Origin of the sequence: Bacillus daqingensis, from assembly GCF_042654445.1 — a bacterium.
In the GTDB taxonomy this organism is placed as follows: Bacteria; Bacillota; Bacilli; order Bacillales; family Salisediminibacteriaceae; genus Alkalicoccus; species Alkalicoccus luteus.
The window spans coordinates 706,082-722,865 of sequence record NZ_JBHSGK010000003.1; the positions used below are offsets into that span (position 1 = coordinate 706,082).

Below are 16,784 nucleotides of genomic sequence, written 5' to 3' on the forward strand. Positions count from 1 at the left end.
CCTACGTTATCCTTCATTGTTTGTCAAGGAAAGGTCCGGCCTCAGTGATGCTGCCCTTCCAAGATAGACGTGCTGAATATCCTTTTGCTCCAAATCTGTTTCAGCTGTGACCATCAGTCTGATGCAAAGCGGCATCGATCCCGGTACAGGAATTTCCCTCGAGCACATCACCGGAACGAACTGGTAGCCTTCAATATCTCTCAATGCTCTCGCTGGAAAGGTAGCATTAATATCTTCTGTAACCGTGACGATCACGTGTGCGATTTGTTCCGGATCAAGCGCATTGCGGGATTCGATTTCCTTCATTAACCGTTCAGTATGAAGCAATATCTCTGACTCCGTATTCTCATTAATCGTTGCTGCTCCCCTGATACCTCTAATCATCAGCTGTCACCTCTTTCATTGCCCGCTCCACCATCTCCGGATCCACCGGAACAAGTTCAGGCTCGCCAAGCTCTTTTAACAGTACGAAGCGAAGGTTGCCGCCCTCTGTTTTTTTATCATGCATCATACGTTTAAGCAGCTTCTCATGGTTGAAAGAGCGGGGCAGGGAAGTTTGAAATCCGTGGCTCTTAAGCAGCTGCTCGACTTTTTCGAGCGGAACGTCCGCCTCCAGCTTCATGCGGCTGAGGTGCATGGCAGCGAGCATTCCAAGCGCGACAGCCTCTCCGTGAGTCCATCCCCCGTATCCGGCCTCAGCCTCAACGGCATGTCCCAGCGTGTGCCCAAAGTTTAAATAGGCTCTTACTCCGGCTTCAAACTCATCTTCCTGCACTATATCAGCCTTAACTTGAATCGATCGGTAAAGCAGTTCCTCAAGCGCATCCTCTTGCAAGTCGCTCGGATCTTGTACGTGGGCGTATAACCACTCTAACAGGCCGGCGCGGCTGATCAGACTATGCTTGATCACCTCAGCAAACCCTGAGCGCCACTCACGCTCAGGCAAAGTCGCAAGCATCGCCGGATCATATAACACAGCATTCGGCGCATAAAAAGAACCAATCAGGTTTTTACCGGCTTGATGATTAATTCCGGTTTTCCCGCCAACACTGCTGTCATGAGCAAGCAAAGTCGTCGGAATCTGTACGAAGGAAACGCCTCTTAAAAGTACAGCAGCTGCAAAACCGGCCAAATCTCCTGTGACGCCTCCTCCGAGAGCTGCAACAACACTTTTTCGGTCAGCTCCATGTTCCAGCAGCTCTGTTAAAACCCGCTCTAATTCATCAAACGATTTCGAGGATTCGCCCTGCGGAATAAGGATGACATGCGGCGCTGCAGAAAAAGAGGACATTACATCATCCAGATGATGAGCTGCAGCTTTTTCATCAGCAAGCAAGAAGATCGTCGTAGCATCCGGGCAGACGCGCCGAATCTCCTCTTCTATGCGAAAGCGCAGACCGTGTTCAATTAAAACGGGATACGTTCCTCCGCTGTTGTTGATGTCAAGCCTTTTGGACATTTAAAATTCCCTCGCTTCTTTCAAGTAATGTTCGTAGGAATGACGAATATCATCCATCGTATCCGCTCCAAATTTATCTAGAAACGCATCTGCAAGTTCCCAGGCGACTGCTGCTTCTGCTACTACCGCTGCTGCCGGCACCGCGCAGCTGTCCGAACGTTCAATCGATGCTGTAAACGGTTCTTTTGAATCAATATCGACACTTTGAAGAGGCTTATACAGGGTAGGAATTGGCTTCATTGCACCATGCACAACAACCGGCATCCCGTTTGTCATACCGCCTTCAAAACCGCCAAGGCGGTTCGTTCTCCGCTGAAATCCGCCTTCCTCAGAATACGTAATTTCATCATGAACCTCGCTGCCTTTCATTCTGGCAGCCTCAAAGCCTAAGCCGATTTCAACACCTTTAAAGGCGTTGATGCTTAATACGGACTGAGCAATTTTCCCGTCCAGCTTACGATCGTAGTGAACATAGCTGCCAAGTCCGATCGGAACATTCTCAGCGATTACTTCTACAATACCGCCGATAGAGTCACCGTTTTGTTTTGCATCATCAATAGCCGCTTTCATTTTTTCGGCAGCTTCCCCATCCATGCAGCGAACTTCAGAAGCTTCCGTCACTTCTTGCAGTGCATCTACACTCTCAAAGGGAAGCTGTTCTGCTTTCACATCTCCTATTTCCAATACGTGGCCTGCAAGCCGGATATTAAATTGTTCTAAAATAACCTGCGCCAGCGCACCAACAGCAACTCTGACAGTTGTTTCTCTTGCACTGGAACGCTCCAGTACATTCCGCATGTCGCGGTGCCGGTACTTTATCGCGCCATTCAAATCAGCATGGCCTGGGCGGGGTCTCGTAATTTTACGCTTTACTTCTTGTTCTTCTTGCTCTGAAATCGGTTCAGCACCCATTATTTTCGTCCAGTGCGTCCAATCCTTATTTTCGACAACGAGCGTGATCGGAGCGCCTGTTGTTTTTCCGTGTCGGACTCCGCTTAAAATCTGGACCTGATCTTTTTCAATTTGCATTCTGCGGCCTCGTCCATACCCTTTTTGACGACGTGCCAAATGTTTATTAATATCTTCAGCCTGAAGAGGAAGCTGGGAAGGTACTCCTTCTACAATCGCTGTTAGTTGTGGTCCGTGTGATTCGCCTGCTGTTAAAAATCTCATCCATGATCACCTTCCGTTTTCTTTATCGCTTTTATGCGTTAAATTGCCTTAGTGTCTATTCTTGCTGATTTTGCATGCAATTTCAAGAGGATTACACGATTTTTTCTGAAAACATTCTGATTTTACCTTTCAGATTGCTTCCTGCTCGTGCTATTGTAACGTTTTTAAAGCCGTTTATTCTACGCAAATGCTTATAAATCTCCTTTATCAGATGAATTAATAAAAGAAGAAACCGTCCTGAACAGGAGGGTTTCAAGCTGCCGGAAATATAGTGAATCTTAACAGACGCTCTCTGCCTGCAAATGCAGCCTTATAGGAGACATGCTAACCTCCCTCCACCACAATTATCATCAGCGAAAAAACGATTGTCCTAAGTGGAAGCAGATACCGGACGAAACTCTGTTAACAATAGCAACTATTCATTTCAAGATAGTGTTTTCGCTTGGGAATCCATATTGTTATTAAAAAGCGTAAGAGTCGATGAGGAATCAAAAGCCGTATCTATCAGCTTTTTCGATAAAAAAATGTATCTGCTGATTCCAGACCAAACTTTGCAGGATTGAATATTTGTTCGGTGCTTCCGACAAACAGAATGCCCCCAGTCCTTAATGAATCCGAAAAGCGGTTATAAATGTCTATTTTTGCTTCTTCGGTAAAATAGATCATGACGTTTCGGCAGACTATTAAATCGAGTCCCGCAGGATACGTATCTTGAAGCAAGTTGTGTTTTTTAAAGGTTACCGGCTTTTTTATACGTTCTGAGATCTTCCAGCCGGCCAGGTCCTTAGTAAAGAATTGATCCCGCTGGGCTGGCGGGACTTCCTTCAAGGATTTTTCCATGTAAAGACCTGCGCGCGCCCTGTTTAAAATCGATTCGTCCAGGTCTGTCGCTAAAATACTCCCCTTGAGCTCCAGCAAATGAAGTAAGATTGATAACGAATAAGGCTCCTCTCCTGTTGAGCAGGCAGCACTCCACATTTTTAAGCTTCCTCTTTGCTTTACCAATTCGGGGAGGATGCGCGTTTCTAAAATGTCCCATCTGCTTCGGTTTCGAAAGAACTCGGACACATTAATTGTCATACGCTCTAAAAATTCCTTGAAAAGCTGTTCGTCACTTCGGAGGGCTTTGTAATAGTCACTAAAGCTGATGAATCCCCGCTTGTCCCGTAATGACGTAAGACGCCGTTTCATTTGTGACTCTTTATAAAGCGTCAAATCAATTCCGGTTTTTTTGTAAACAGCTTCCGTAAATGCAATATAGTCTGCGCTCATGCTATCTATCCCTCTTCTCTCATGACACATTTAAGTACAGCTCTGTCTTTACTATCGGCAGATTCTGCTGCTTTTATTATCCCACAGTCCGGCTATTAATAAATAACCCGTCTTCTATCCTCACTGAAACAGATGTTGATATGGAATTCATTTACAGATAACTACAGTCTCAAACCTTCGATTGCGTACACGTTTATTAGATTCTAATTTTTTTGAGGCAGGTCCAACCACTTGCTCCAATAAAAAAACGCTGATAACGAAGAAGCGTTATCAGCGCGCAGGCAGTTGAGAACATTCATCAACTTGCCTGTTTAGTCGTATTTCCTCTCTATTTATCTAGATGCCGCGGGCTTCTCATCTGCTATTTCTCCGGCATCCTCTCGTATGAAGGGAAGAAAGGCACGGGAGGAGGGCGCGGCTTTACTTGGACACAGGCTTCTCAAAAGAAGCCTTCAAGCGCCGGTCCGGGTCCGCACTTTGGAGTAAAACATCACGACAAGCAGAGAGGAGTGCGCTTCTGCTTGCAAGGGCAATGAAGCGAAGTGGCATCCCTTTTGGTCATCGAAATGTCGGATAAGGCAGGTTTCATCCGTCTTGAACCAGATCTTGACTCGTATCATCAGGCACTTAAATCGCACTGTCAGGTTCCGAATTCGGAAGACCTCGTCTCAAAAAGAGGCGAAGATCCGCCGGACAGCAGGAGGGAAAGCCGAGCCCCGTTCCCCCTAAAAGCGAGTGTCGGCAGATACAAGCAGATGCAAGGTGACTCCCTTAAAATGACGATATTAACACTCTGAGCGCTGCGAAACAGACCGCTTCTTTTTAATAATGAATTAGGAAATAGTCTGTGGAGCTTCTACAAGCTCGTCTGCTGAGAAAAATAACGCAATTTCCCGCTCTGCGCTTTCCGGAGAATCTGATCCGTGAATAATATTCTCAGATTTTTTTGTCGCATAATCCCCTCGAATCGTACCAGGTGCAGCTTCCAATGGATCTGTTGCACCAATCATTTTTCGGGCTTCAGCGATAACTCCTTCTCCCTCCAGCACCATAGCAAACACAGGACCCGACGTTATAAATGATACGAGTTCGCCGAAAAACGGACGCTCTTTATGCTCCCCATAATGCGTTTCAGCGAGATCGCGTGACATGGTCATCAGCTTTGCTCCCCGGAGAACGTAGCCCTTCTGTTCAAAACGGTTCATAATTGTACTTGCGAGACCGCGGCGAACGCCATCCGGCTTCACCATAACAAATGTTTGTTCCATCATTGATCATCTCCTGCATACATAATATGTAATTCTATCCTACTATAACAAAAACCCCGACACATGACAACGCTTTCAATAAAATAAACTATGCAGCCGGACAGGGGATATTCTGTCCGGCGCTGATCCAGTTAAAACCGACGCCCGCCGATAAAATGTGCAATCCGGATCAAGGAATCCGTATCCGCACTTGCGAAAGGTTTCAGCATCATGACTGCTTTATTCACATAGGCGTCTGCCAGCTGACGCGACTTGAAGATGGCATTTGTTTGCCGAAGGCGTCTGATAACATCGTCCATCGGCAGGTGCACTCGTTCCGGATCGTTCGTATAGTCACGGATCATCCGGTTAAGCTCGGCATCCTCCTCCATGGCGTAAAGCGCAGGAATCGTAATATTCCCTTGGATTAAGTCACTGCCGGCAGGTTTTCCGAGCTCCTTTTCACTTCCAGTAAAATCTAAAATATCGTCTGTTACCTGGAAAGCCATGCCTGCATAATAGCCATACCATTTTAGTGCTCTCCGCAGGTCATCATCCGCTCCGCTGACGACGGCTCCCAGCTCACAGCTGACTGAAATCAGGAGTGCTGTCTTTCGGCGAATGCGGCGCAGGTAATCCTTAAGCGACTGATCTGCATGATACTGATCCTGCAGCTGTTCGATCTCGCCAATACACATTTCTCTCATCGCCCGGGACAAGATCGGATGAACGTCCAGGAATTTACTCTCCGCTGCTTTTTGAATGGCTTTGGCAAATAAAAAATCGCCAGTATACATCGCCGTCCGGTTGTCCCATCGTGATTTAATGGTTTCCCGGCCCCGTCGTGTGTCAGCATCGTCAATGACATCATCGTGCACGAGAGAAGCCATGTGTATCAATTCAAGCGGCACTGCTACTTTTTTAATCTCATCAAACTCGTACGAACTGCACTTGGCACTGAGAAGCACAAAAACAGGCCTGATTCGCTTTCCGCCTGCCTGCAGGATGTGTGCGGACGTCTGTTCCAATACGTCATGATCGGACGTTATAGCGGCTTCAATTTCCTTTTCCAGCTTGGCAGCCTCTGGTTTAACGTGTCTGTATAATTCTGCTAGCTTCATCGTAAACCCATCCTGTATCTGTCAGATGCCCAGACTTCAATTGTCGGCTTTTCCGGGATATACTGCTCTTCATAAAGCATTCGGCAGAAAAGACTGAGACCCGCAAATTCCTCTTCATTTAGTTCGTAGCGCAGGTTTTGAAAATAGGATTCCCAAAACGATCTAGTAAGCCCGTGCTCAGCAGCAGATTTTTCGGTTAAAGCTTCAAAGCCAGTCGTTTGACATAGATGCAGACTGTCTATCAGCTGCCGATGCAGTTTTCCTGTTCGCTCCGGATCCTGATCCGCTTTTTCTCTCCGCACCGCGAGCAGCGCATACGTCATTGGAAGACCTGTCCATTCAAACCAAAGACGGCCAAGGTCATACTGATAGCTGGCTTCCGCGGATTCTGCCGCTTTTATGGCATCATCACCGATCAGCAGACATGCATCATGACGAGCGAGCATCTGTTTGTAATCAGGTTCTTCTACTGTATAAACAGGCTGAACACCTTCCCGCCTCTCCAGTAAGAGCTTCAGCAGGTGTACAGAGGTAGCCGAACTCGAGGTCAGTGCTACAGAAGCATTGTCGAGCTCTTCAATTGGACGCTTCGAAAACAGAAAAATAGATCGTACGCTGCCTTTGGATGAAACAGACAGATCTCGTAAAATATAATATGCTCCTGGATTGGAAGCATATTCAAATGAGCTTATACCGCCAGCATCAACCACGCCGTTCCGCATTCGTTTGTTCAGTTCGGCAGGGATCGCTTTTTGAAACGTGAATCCTTGCTGCCTCATCGTAGCCCTATCCAAGAAATGAAACATCGGCTGAATATTTGTATAGGTAATTTCACCAATTGTAAAAGACATGTTACCGTCATCCTTTCAAGGGGTCGTCAGGCAAGAATCAGCAGATCTCCAATCGTAAACACAAGCATGAGCAGGCTGATGATCCCATTCATTGTGAAAAATGCTTTATTTACGTTTGAGAGATCATCTGCTGATACGAGTGAATGCTCATACACCATGACTCCGCCCGCTGCTAATGCTCCGACGATAAAGATCCATCCTAACGGTGTTACGAAGGCAAGCAGGATCAGTGCTGTAAAGCTTATGACGTGAAAGCTGCGGGAAAAAATCAGCGCTCGTGCAATGCCAAATCGGCTGGGAATGGAATGCAGGCCGGCATGCCGGTCATAGTCTGCATCCTGCGTGGCATAAATGATATCGAAGCCAGCTGTCCAGAAGGCGACTGCTGCAAACAGCACCACGGCCTCCCACGATAGAACGCCCGTAGCTGCTACCCATCCGCCTAAAGGTGCCAGAGCAATAGTTATACCGAGGATCACGTGGCAAAGCCATGTGAATCGCTTTGTATACGAATAAAACACAAGAAAAAACACTGCCAGCGGCAGCAGGTAAACAGCCAGCATATTCAGCTGGAATGCTGCAAAAAACAACACAAAAAAAGAAACTCCTATAAATACCCACGTTTCCACCTTTGAAATAAGTCCGGCCGGTATGGCTCGATCTGCTGTACGGGGGTTGGCTTTATCGATCGAGGCATCGATTACTCGGTTTAACGACATAGCAGCACTTCTGGCACCAACCATGGCGAGGGTTATCCACACCCAGTCAATAAAGGATGGGAAATGCCCTAAAACATAATAGCTCCCGAGCAGTGCCCCCAGAAAGGCAAACGGAAGAGCAAAAATAGTATGCTCAAATTTAATCATTTCCAAGATAACTTTAAGCTTTTTCATGTTCGGCTCCCCTTTCTGCCTTATAAGCGAAATGGGAGGCAGCTGTGCCGCCTGAGTACGACCGTACATCAACACTGGAAAAGCCAGCGTTCCGGAACATCTGTTTCAGCTTCTGCTTCGACGGGAAGTGCTTAGTCGATTCCTGAAGCCAGGAGTACTCATCGTACTTACCGGCAAACAAACGACCGAAAACCGGCATCACTTTAGAGAAATAAAGCCAGTAGGCGCCGCTGATCAGCGGTTTTTCCGGCTGGGACGTTTCTAAGCATACGGCTGTTCCGCCCGGCTTCAATACCCGATACATCTCTGCAAGAACGGTGTCATAGTCCGGAACGTTCCGCAGCCCGAAGCCGATAGTGACGAAATCAAATGCTTCATCATCAAACGGCAGTTCCATTGCATTCCCCTGAATAAGTTCGAGAGCCGGTATCGCAGCCGTTTTCTTTCTGCCGATATCAAGCATATTCTCACTAAAGTCGAGACCGCAGACGTAGCCTTCAGGACCCGCAGCCTTTGCTAGCTGAATCGTCCAGTCTGCTGTTCCGCAGCATAGATCAAGCGCATGCGCCCCTTTGAAAACCTGCATCCTGCGTCCAGTATCTCTTCTCCATGCACGGTGCAGCTGAAAACTAATAATCGCGTTCATTTTATCGTAATTGCCTGAAATAGATTGAAATACGTCATGTACCTTTTCTTCTTTTGTCTGGGTCATTCAAATCTCTCCTAATAAGGCATCATCATGAGCCTGCGCGCTTCCTGACGCAGAAATGTCTGCGTCCGGCCATCAGCTGCAGGCAGCTCCTTCAATCGCAAAAAGGCCCTTCCCGCAAGCTCGGACCGATCAGATCGTGGGAGTCTGCAGGAAAAAAACATTTCCTTATCCGCATGCTCCTCTTTTAATAGCTGCAGGATAAACAGCTGCTTAAAAGCAGGAATCAGCTCGCTGCGTCCGATGTGAGCTGCAGCTGCGGCAGGGATACACGATGCTGCTTCTGCGAGCAGAGACAGGGTGCTCCACTCATCTTCTGCTTCGAGGGCCGCCATTTTATGCTCATTTATCTTTTGAACCGCTCCTGAAAATAAACTAATATAGGCAATCAGCTTGCGTTCAGCCAGAATGGAATAATACAGACTGCTGTAATAATCTCCTGATAAAACTGTAAGCTGACGTTCCTTGCGATGTTTTTCCGAGTGAACAGGTGTGCTGTCGATACGGTCATGCGTATCCATCGCAGACTGCACCAGCGAAGCTGCAAGAGCTACAGCGTGCTTTTCCTCTGCATGAAGCGCTGTATCTTCCAGCAGCAGCAATATCAGCTCGGCCTGCATCACGTTCATGACAGCATCAGGAAGGAATTTCTGAACATAGGAATACGATGCTTCCCTGTAAAAATCCTCAGTGAGTTTATGTAAATTGTTTACGTGATCATACGTTGCTGTCATGCTCAGAGCCCCCAGATTCGTCATCCGATTGGAAGACGGCGCTTCCATATCTGCTAGTCTAGTATAGCACATACGTTTCTAAACGAGAAAGGATGAGCAATAAGTTTTACCGCAATAATAATTGAGGTTCGTTTGAATAAAGTTCTACTAAATGAACCCTTCGAGCTGATGTAACTGAAACGGGAAAAGGCTGCAAGACCGCATATTCCTGCAGCCTAGCAGCCCGCTCAGAAGCAGGATCAGTCTTCTCCGCTCGTCATTTCGCCGTGTGCAGTCTGTACCTTCGCCCGGCCTCTGATTTTAATCGCAGATGTATGCTCTGTAAACTGTGCAATCATCATCTCATCTTTATCAAGCTTCTCAGAATGATGAAAGCGGGTATCCGTACCTCGGGTGAGGCCAATCACGTTTACCCCGTTTTCTTCTGCTTTGATGACAATATAATCATTCGACTGTGCCATGAAACCGCCTCCTTCCCAGTGGATGTTTTACTGTTTGATCAGCGCCATCACTTCAGAACGAGCAGCCGCATCGTCACGGAATGCCCCCCGGACTGCGGAAGTAACAGTCATGGAACCAGGCTTCTTCACACCGCGCATCGTCATACACATATGTTCTGCTTCAACGATGACAATGACGCCGCGCGGATTCAGCGTATCCACCATGGAATCAGCTATTGTTGATGTAATCCGTTCCTGCAGCTGCGGACGCTTTGTCACAGCTTCAACTGCACGGGCAAGCTTGCTCAAACCGGTAACCTGCCCGCCTTGGGGCAAATAGCCGATATGCGCTTTTCCGAAGAATGGAACAAGATGATGTTCGCACATTGAATAAAATGGAATGTCCTTTACCAGGACCAGCTCCTCATGATCTTCTCCAAATACCGTTTTGAAGTGCTCTTTTGGATCCTGGTGCAATCCCTGGAAAACTTCTTCATACATTCTTGCTACGCGTTTCGGAGTATCTTCAAGACCTTCTCTGTCCGGGTCTTCACCGATGGCTTCAAGTATTAACGTCACTGCCTGTTCAATTTTTGCATGATCTACCTGGCTCATTTATAACAGCCTCCATTTCCTGTTGTCATCAGCCCTGTGTCCAGCCTGCATCTGCTTCTTTGATGAATAGATCGACGGACACCCTGCATATACAAGGTGTATATGCAGCTGAATGTGTTGATAATAGCACAGGGCCGTTCTACCTACAAGAAAACTGTTCCGATACAAAAAAGAATACCCGTTAAGCCCAGGGCCTGACGGGTATTCTCTCATTACATAAGGCTGTTACTATGCTTATGTAATCTATTACTTGACTGCATCTTTAAGCGCCTTACCAGGCTTAAATGCAGGCACGTTGCTGGCCGGGATTTCAATCTCTTCGCCTGTCTGAGGGTTACGGCCTTTACGGGCAGCACGCTCACGCACTTCGAAGTTACCAAATCCGATCAGCTGTACCTTCTCTTGCTTTTCCAGTGCACCAGTGATGATGTCGAAAACGGCATCTACAGCACCAGTAGCGTCCTTTTTAGAAAGGTCTGCTTTTTCAGCAACCGCATTGATCAGTTCTGTTTTGTTCATGGTATTCACCTCCCTGTAAGGTATACTTACCATTGCTTTAAAACGTAAAACATGTGTTAACCCTTATTGCGAAGGGGATAACAAGGCTTATGTTAAACGAAAAACCCTGTGAATTCAACAACTTTCGTGTATTTCATTGTTTTTTTTATTATTATTTTGCTAAATATGTAAAATATTTGACAAAAAGACCGGAACCCTTCATACTGCAAGGTTTCCGGTCTCACTTTCAGCTTAACTCTCCATCGATAAATTCAATCGAGCCATCTTCGGTTAGTGTGGTCGGTACAGAGTATGCAGGTACAAACGGAGCATGATCTGTCAGTAAATCGCGCATGTCTTCGCCATATTCATACCCTTCCAGCCCATATTCCTCTGCATAGTGCTGAATATCAAGTGAAAAATCAATGACGACGTCTCCTTGTGTCGTATACAGAAGAGGAAGCCGGTGATCAGGATGGAACGGACTGGCTACAGTTGGTTCTTCCTCATAGCCCAATGCTTCATAATCAAGCCTGATCAGCTCATTGCCGACGATTTCATCAACTGGCGCGTACTGATTGGAGCTTCGATAGCTGAAAACCTGTGTTTCCACCTCTTGAATCGTACGGACGGTGCGAAGGTCGATCAGCTTCACTTCCGGTGTCTCCTCAACGTTAGTAAGGACGTACTGATACGTTCCGCCATTTTCAAATGCATTAGCCGGCGGTTCGCTCAAATAGGATGGGATTAACTGCGTAAATTGCACCGGATACCTTCTGTACTGAGGTGTGTCCGCATCACGCGTTGCAATTGGCAGAACACCTGTGTTTTCCTGAAATTGCGCGACAGCGGTCTGCACTCTTTCAAGCTGCTCCTCGTTTGGTCCGTGCTGGGCATCACGCTGATCCTGCGGATACAGACAGCCGGTGAGCAGCGCCAGTGCCGCCAGGAGAATAACTGCTTTCATAACCATTCCCGCCTTTAACTAGAAATTATTCCGGTACGGGGCCGCTGAATGTTACTAAGAAAACGATCAGACCAGATACGATAATGCAAATAAAGCTTATTGTCAGCAAAGAATACCGGAGGACCCCCCTCAGCTTCTCTTTTGTAAAAATAGTAATGATTACAGAAACAAACATAAGTCCCATTGCAATAAAAGATACCCACATTTTCATTAAGGGATCCTCAAACATTCTCATTCCCCCTCTTGGTTCCATTCTGCATCATTATAGCACAATACTGCCCTCTCTGCCTTTGCAGGCAACTGGTTCGCGGTCAGGGATAATCACGTGTTCAGCAGATTGTCACATTTTCTCATGCACGCTTTTTAAGATGAGGCAATCAGCTCGCCGTCCTAAAGAAATTCTGCAAAAAGACAGCCTGGAGAAAGCAATGCTTTCTCCAGGCTGTCTATAAGTCCGATAAGCTTTTTTTATGGCCATCAAGGCTCGAGGTGATCGAGCGGGTCTTTGCCGCCTTCCGGCAGTGTTCCGCTCATAATCCCTTCCACTTCCTTCTTTTTCACGCGGCCCATGAGTGCTTCCACCGCTTCTTTTACATCCTTCTCTTCAAACAAAACTGCATACAGCTCTGACGTGATCGGCATATCGATATCCAGCTTATTTGAGAGCTGATAAGCAGCTTTTGCGGTTCGCATCCCTTCTACGACCATCCCCATCTCACTCTCAACCTCATCAGCAGTTTTGCCTTTCCCAATCATGTTCCCCGCCCGCCAGTTGCGGCTGTGATGAGACGTACAGGTAACAATTAAATCGCCAAGACCTGAAAGTCCGGAGAACGTCAGCGGGTTGCCTCCCAGCTTAACACCAAGCCGGGAAATTTCTGCGAGGCCTCTCGTCATTAAAGCAGCACGGGCGTTATCACCAAAACCAAGTCCGCTCGTCATGCCGGAACCGATTGCAATGATATTTTTAAGCGATCCGCCAATCTCAACTCCAATCAGATCAGGGTTTGTATACACGCGGAAGAACTGATTCATAAATAAATCCTGCGCTTCTTCTGCGAGTTCCATATGTATAGAGCTGCACGTAACCGTAGTCGGCTGCCTTCTGCAAACTTCCTCTGCATGAGAAGGTCCGCTTAAACAAACGACGTCGGTGCGATCAAGCTCTTCTGCGATAATTTCAGAAACGCGAAGATGGGTTTCAGGCTCAATTCCTTTGCTCGCATGGACGAGCAATGCTTCTTCCTGTAAATGCGGACGAATATCCTGCAGGACAGCACGCATTGCTTTAGTCGGTACGACCAGAATGACGGCATCTGCGTGTTCTACAGCTCTTCTCATATCTGTAACTGCTTTAATGGTCTCAGGCAAGCTGATGTCTGGCAAATATTTGCTGTTCGTCGCATGTGTATTAATTTCTTCAGCAATTTCTGTTTTCCGTGCCCAAATCGTCACGTCGTGACCATTATCAGCCAGAACACCAGCTAATGCTGTCCCCCAGCTGCCTGCTCCAATAACGGCTGTTTTCTTCATACAAGCGCCCCCTTACGAACTGGATTCTGCTTTTTGACCGAGCCTGCTCTCTGTTCCGTCTTTCAAACGTTTTATATTCGTTCGATGCCTCCAAATCGATAAAGCTGTTAAACCTGCAAGGAAGTACAAATAAACTGGCGGATAGTCAAAGACTGGCAGCAGTGCCGCCGTGAGCAGCGTCGTTCCAGACATGAACAAGAGAGAGCCGAGCGACACGTATCTTGTCACCGCTATGGAGATGATCGCTGCAGTACCGGCAATCAGCGCGGGCCAGAAGACGAGCACCGCCATGACCCCTATCGTCGTTGCTACACCTTTACCGCCTCGAAAACCGAAGTATACCGGCCAATTATGACCGATTACAGCCGCAGTACCAGCCATGGCAGTAAAAAGCGGATCTCCCCCGCTCCAGCTGAAGCCTAGCCATACTGCAGCTATCCCTTTAGCTGTATCCAGCAGCAGAACAGCAATGGCGGGACCAATGCCTAAGACACGCAGCGTATTCGTAGCTCCTGCGTTTCCACTTCCGTGATCTCTGATATCCAGCTTCTTTAAAAGCTGCCCCATTAAATAGCTGAAGCTTACAGCGCCGATCAAATAAGATAAGATGACAGCTGCAATTGCCATCAAAATTCCTCCTTTCCACTGCAGGCAGACCAGAGTCGAGCAGCGCGCGACTGATTACCTGCAGGCGTTTTGTTTCTGAAGCGAATCTACGAATGGTTTAGTCACTTTTCTTTCTCGCTAAGATACGAATCGGTGTGCCCGCAAATCCAAACGCTCTGCGGATGTTGTTTTCCAAATACCGCTTGTAGGAGAAATGCAGCAGTTCCGGATCGTTAACAAACAGCACGAACGTCGGCGGTGCAACAGAAACCTGGGTCGCGTAATTAATTCGCAGCCGTTTGCCTCCGTGGTCGGTAGGCGTCGGATTAGATGTAACCGCATCGACGATGACATCATTAAGCACGTTTGTTTTGATTCGCAGATTATGGGCTTCACTAACTTCATTTACAACCGGAAGAAGGTTTTGAATCTTCTGCTTCGTCAACGCTGATAAAAACACGATTGGCGCATAGTCCAAATATTGAAACTCCTGCCGGATTTTATCTTCAAAACGCTGCATGGTTTTATCATCTTTCTTAACGGCATCCCATTTATTAACGACGATCACAATGGCTCTTCCTGCCTCATGCGCATACCCGGCTATCTTTTTATCTTGTTCAATAATGCCCTCTTCTCCGTCCAATACGACTAATACAACGTCTGAACGTTCAATAGCTCGCAGCGCGCGCAGCACACTGTATTTTTCCGTCGATTCGTACACTTTGCCTTTTTTACGCATGCCGGCTGTATCGATAATAACGTAGTCGCGATCATCCTTTGTAAAAGGCGTATCGATGGCATCCCGTGTTGTTCCCGGAATATTGCTGACTAGGACACGCTCCTCACCGAGAACAGCATTAACGAGCGACGATTTTCCAACGTTTGGACGGCCGATCAAGCTCATCCGGATTGTATCATCCTCGTAGCCATCCCCTTCATCTGCCGGAAAATGGGACGCTGCAGAATCCAGAAGATCACCGAGACCCAAACCGTGAGATCCAGATACAGGAAAAACATCTCCTACGCCAAGGCTGTAAAACTCATAGAGTTTATCATGCATAGTAGGATCGTCAAGCTTATTAACGGCAATAACGACCGGCTTGTTTGAGCGCTGCAGCAGCCGGGCTACTTCTTCATCTGCACCTGTAATGCCGTCTCTTCCATTTACGACAAAGCAGATCACATCTGCTTCATCAATAGCCAGTTCGGCCTGGGCGCGCATTTGTTCCATGAGTGGCTCGTTCGTGATTTCAATTCCACCGGTATCAATGATAAAGAACTGGTGATGGAGCCAGTCAGCCGAGCTGTAAATTCTATCACGAGTTACTCCTGGTTTATCTTCTACAATTGCCAGACGTTCTCCTATTAATCTATTAAAAATAGTAGATTTTCCAACGTTTGGTCTTCCAACGATTGCTAATACTGGTTTTGACACTTCTATCCCTGCTTTCTGATCCCGTTCCTAGCTTTGGAATCATTATATCATAGACGGCCCGTCATTTTAGACAAGGTTTTAGGAGCTGATGCTAGTTATCAGCCATGCGTCTGGCAAAAGCTGATGTGCTGATTCCCCGCTCTTCCAGCCAGTGTCCGGTGTTTCCGGAAATAAGAATCGGGGACTGGGTTAGATTTCGTACATGCCTCTTTCCAAGTGCCGTCATTCCGAGCCTTATATATTCTATCATATCGTTCATTTCCTGAGCGGTTTTTTCAAGACCTTTTTCCTGAAGGCTTTTTAAAACGGCGCCGGCCATTCCGCACGCTGCAGCTCCGCAAGAAAGTGATTTCAACACATCATCCACCGTACGAATACCGCCTGAAGCGATCACTGGAACGTTAACAGCATGCAGGCTTTCAATCAGTGAAACGGCAGTAGGAATTCCCCAGCTGTCAAACATTGTTAATGCCTGCTGTCGCCGGCTGTTCTCTACCGCAGAAAAGTTGGTGCCGCCGCGGCCGCCGGTATCAATGATGTCTGCTCCTGCTTCGACTGCAAGTTCCGCTGCCTCCATAGACATGCCAAATCCAACTTCTTTTACGATTACAGGCAGCTCCAGCTCTTGCTTGATCGCCGCAATTTTCGTTAACACGCCAGTAAAGTGGCGGTCCCCCTCCGGCATCACCAATTCCTGAATTGGATTAATATGAACCTGCAAAGCGTCTGCTTGAATCATTTCAACTGCCGCCTCTGCATCAGCAACGTCCGCTTCGGCACCGATGTTTGCAAACAGCGTGCCCCGAGGACTTCGGTCCCGCATCACGGAAAACGTAGTACGCTGTGAAGGGTCCTTGACAGCAGCCATTTGCGAGCCGCATGCAGCGGGAATTCCTAATGTGCCTGCCAATTCAGCGATAGCCCCATTTATTTCTTTTGTTTTATCACCGCCGCCGCCTGTCATCGCGTTGACCATGAAAGGCGCAGCTGATGAAATCGGACCGATGGCTGACGTTAAATCCGTTTGATCTACATCCAGTTCAGGAAAGCTCTGGTGAATGAACTGTATATCATCAAAGCCGTTTCCTGAGGTTTCTGCTGTGGTTAGCGCATGTTTAATATGATCCAGCTTTCGTTGTTCACGTGTCATAACGGCCTCCTTTATCTCGAGTTCGACAGTAAATAGGCACATTTCCGCTTTTCTGGACCTCATGGTCCACTCCTGACAAGG

General features: G+C 47.4%; 19 protein-coding genes. All 19 read right to left on the minus strand.

The window, feature by feature from the left end; genetic code table 11:
* Positions 1 to 6: 6 nt before the first annotated feature.
* The 19 genes from aroH to fni all read right to left on the minus strand — a co-directional run bounded on the left by aroH (position 7) and on the right by fni (position 16,703).
* Positions 7 to 384, minus strand: coding sequence for a chorismate mutase (gene aroH / locus ACFO4L_RS04760; RefSeq protein WP_377908528.1), 378 nt, complete (start codon positions 382 to 384; stop codon positions 7 to 9).
* Complete coding sequence (gene aroB / locus ACFO4L_RS04765) at positions 377 to 1,459, minus strand: 3-dehydroquinate synthase (protein WP_377908529.1); 1,083 nt, start codon at positions 1,457 to 1,459, stop codon at positions 377 to 379. The genes aroH and aroB overlap by 8 nt, the downstream gene beginning before the upstream one ends.
* Positions 1,460 to 2,632, minus strand: coding sequence for a chorismate synthase (gene aroC / locus ACFO4L_RS04770; protein WP_377908530.1), 1,173 nt, complete (start codon positions 2,630 to 2,632; stop codon positions 1,460 to 1,462). It abuts the gene before it with no gap.
* Positions 2,633 to 3,136: 504 nt separating this feature from the next.
* On the minus strand, positions 3,137 to 3,904 hold the full coding sequence (locus ACFO4L_RS04775; RefSeq protein ID WP_377908532.1) for a CheR family methyltransferase: 768 nt from the start codon (positions 3,902 to 3,904) through the stop codon (positions 3,137 to 3,139).
* An 833-nt stretch (positions 3,905 to 4,737) separates the two neighbouring features.
* Positions 4,738 to 5,172, minus strand: a complete 435-nt coding sequence (gene ndk / locus ACFO4L_RS04780; protein ID WP_377908573.1) for a nucleoside-diphosphate kinase — start codon at positions 5,170 to 5,172, stop codon at positions 4,738 to 4,740.
* Positions 5,173 to 5,303: 131 nt separating this feature from the next.
* The gene (locus ACFO4L_RS04785; RefSeq protein WP_377908533.1) at positions 5,304 to 6,272 is read right to left on the minus strand and encodes a polyprenyl synthetase family protein; all 969 of its coding nucleotides are present in this window, start codon (positions 6,270 to 6,272) and stop codon (positions 5,304 to 5,306) included.
* Positions 6,269 to 7,123 carry a menaquinone biosynthetic enzyme MqnA/MqnD family protein gene (locus ACFO4L_RS04790; RefSeq protein WP_377908534.1) on the minus strand — a complete coding sequence of 285 codons (855 nt, stop codon included), beginning with the start codon at positions 7,121 to 7,123 and terminating at the stop codon, positions 6,269 to 6,271. The genes ACFO4L_RS04785 and ACFO4L_RS04790 overlap by 4 nt, the downstream gene beginning before the upstream one ends.
* A gap of 26 nt (positions 7,124 to 7,149) precedes the next feature.
* The gene (locus ACFO4L_RS04795; protein WP_377908535.1) at positions 7,150 to 8,016 is read right to left on the minus strand and encodes a UbiA-like polyprenyltransferase; all 867 of its coding nucleotides are present in this window, start codon (positions 8,014 to 8,016) and stop codon (positions 7,150 to 7,152) included.
* Entirely contained in the window at positions 8,003 to 8,728 is a 726-nt protein-coding gene (locus ACFO4L_RS04800; protein ID WP_377908536.1) for a demethylmenaquinone methyltransferase, read from the minus strand. The genes ACFO4L_RS04795 and ACFO4L_RS04800 overlap by 14 nt, the downstream gene beginning before the upstream one ends.
* Positions 8,729 to 8,739: 11 nt before the next feature.
* The gene (locus ACFO4L_RS04805) at positions 8,740 to 9,459 is read right to left on the minus strand and encodes a heptaprenyl diphosphate synthase component 1 (RefSeq protein ID WP_377908537.1); all 720 of its coding nucleotides are present in this window, start codon (positions 9,457 to 9,459) and stop codon (positions 8,740 to 8,742) included.
* A gap of 239 nt (positions 9,460 to 9,698) precedes the next feature.
* Positions 9,699 to 9,920, minus strand: a complete 222-nt coding sequence (gene mtrB, locus ACFO4L_RS04810; RefSeq protein WP_377908538.1) for a trp RNA-binding attenuation protein MtrB — start codon at positions 9,918 to 9,920, stop codon at positions 9,699 to 9,701.
* Between the two features lie 27 nt (positions 9,921 to 9,947).
* On the minus strand, positions 9,948 to 10,514 hold the full coding sequence (gene folE, locus ACFO4L_RS04815) for a GTP cyclohydrolase I FolE (protein ID WP_377908539.1): 567 nt from the start codon (positions 10,512 to 10,514) through the stop codon (positions 9,948 to 9,950).
* Between the two features lie 246 nt (positions 10,515 to 10,760).
* A complete protein-coding gene (locus tag ACFO4L_RS04820) occupies positions 10,761 to 11,033 on the minus strand; it encodes an HU family DNA-binding protein (protein ID WP_168007413.1) in 273 nt (90 codons plus the stop codon).
* 226 nt (positions 11,034 to 11,259) lie between these two features.
* Positions 11,260 to 11,979 (minus strand): hypothetical protein, encoded by a 720-nt coding sequence (locus ACFO4L_RS04825; protein ID WP_377908541.1) that lies wholly within the window; start codon positions 11,977 to 11,979, stop codon positions 11,260 to 11,262.
* A gap of 25 nt (positions 11,980 to 12,004) precedes the next feature.
* Positions 12,005 to 12,232: a DUF2768 domain-containing protein gene (locus ACFO4L_RS04830; RefSeq protein WP_377908542.1), complete on the minus strand. Its 228-nt coding sequence runs from the start codon at positions 12,230 to 12,232 to the stop codon at positions 12,005 to 12,007.
* A gap of 224 nt (positions 12,233 to 12,456) precedes the next feature.
* The gene (locus ACFO4L_RS04835; protein ID WP_377908543.1) at positions 12,457 to 13,512 is read right to left on the minus strand and encodes an NAD(P)H-dependent glycerol-3-phosphate dehydrogenase; all 1,056 of its coding nucleotides are present in this window, start codon (positions 13,510 to 13,512) and stop codon (positions 12,457 to 12,459) included.
* Positions 13,513 to 13,524: 12 nt separating this feature from the next.
* Positions 13,525 to 14,139: a glycerol-3-phosphate 1-O-acyltransferase PlsY gene (plsY, locus tag ACFO4L_RS04840; protein ID WP_377908544.1), complete on the minus strand. Its 615-nt coding sequence runs from the start codon at positions 14,137 to 14,139 to the stop codon at positions 13,525 to 13,527.
* A gap of 97 nt (positions 14,140 to 14,236) precedes the next feature.
* Complete coding sequence (gene der, locus ACFO4L_RS04845) at positions 14,237 to 15,553, minus strand: ribosome biogenesis GTPase Der (protein WP_377908545.1); 1,317 nt, start codon at positions 15,551 to 15,553, stop codon at positions 14,237 to 14,239.
* 91 nt (positions 15,554 to 15,644) lie between these two features.
* A complete protein-coding gene (fni, locus tag ACFO4L_RS04850) occupies positions 15,645 to 16,703 on the minus strand; it encodes a type 2 isopentenyl-diphosphate Delta-isomerase (protein WP_377908546.1) in 1,059 nt (352 codons plus the stop codon).
* Positions 16,704 to 16,784 lie beyond the last annotated feature (81 nt).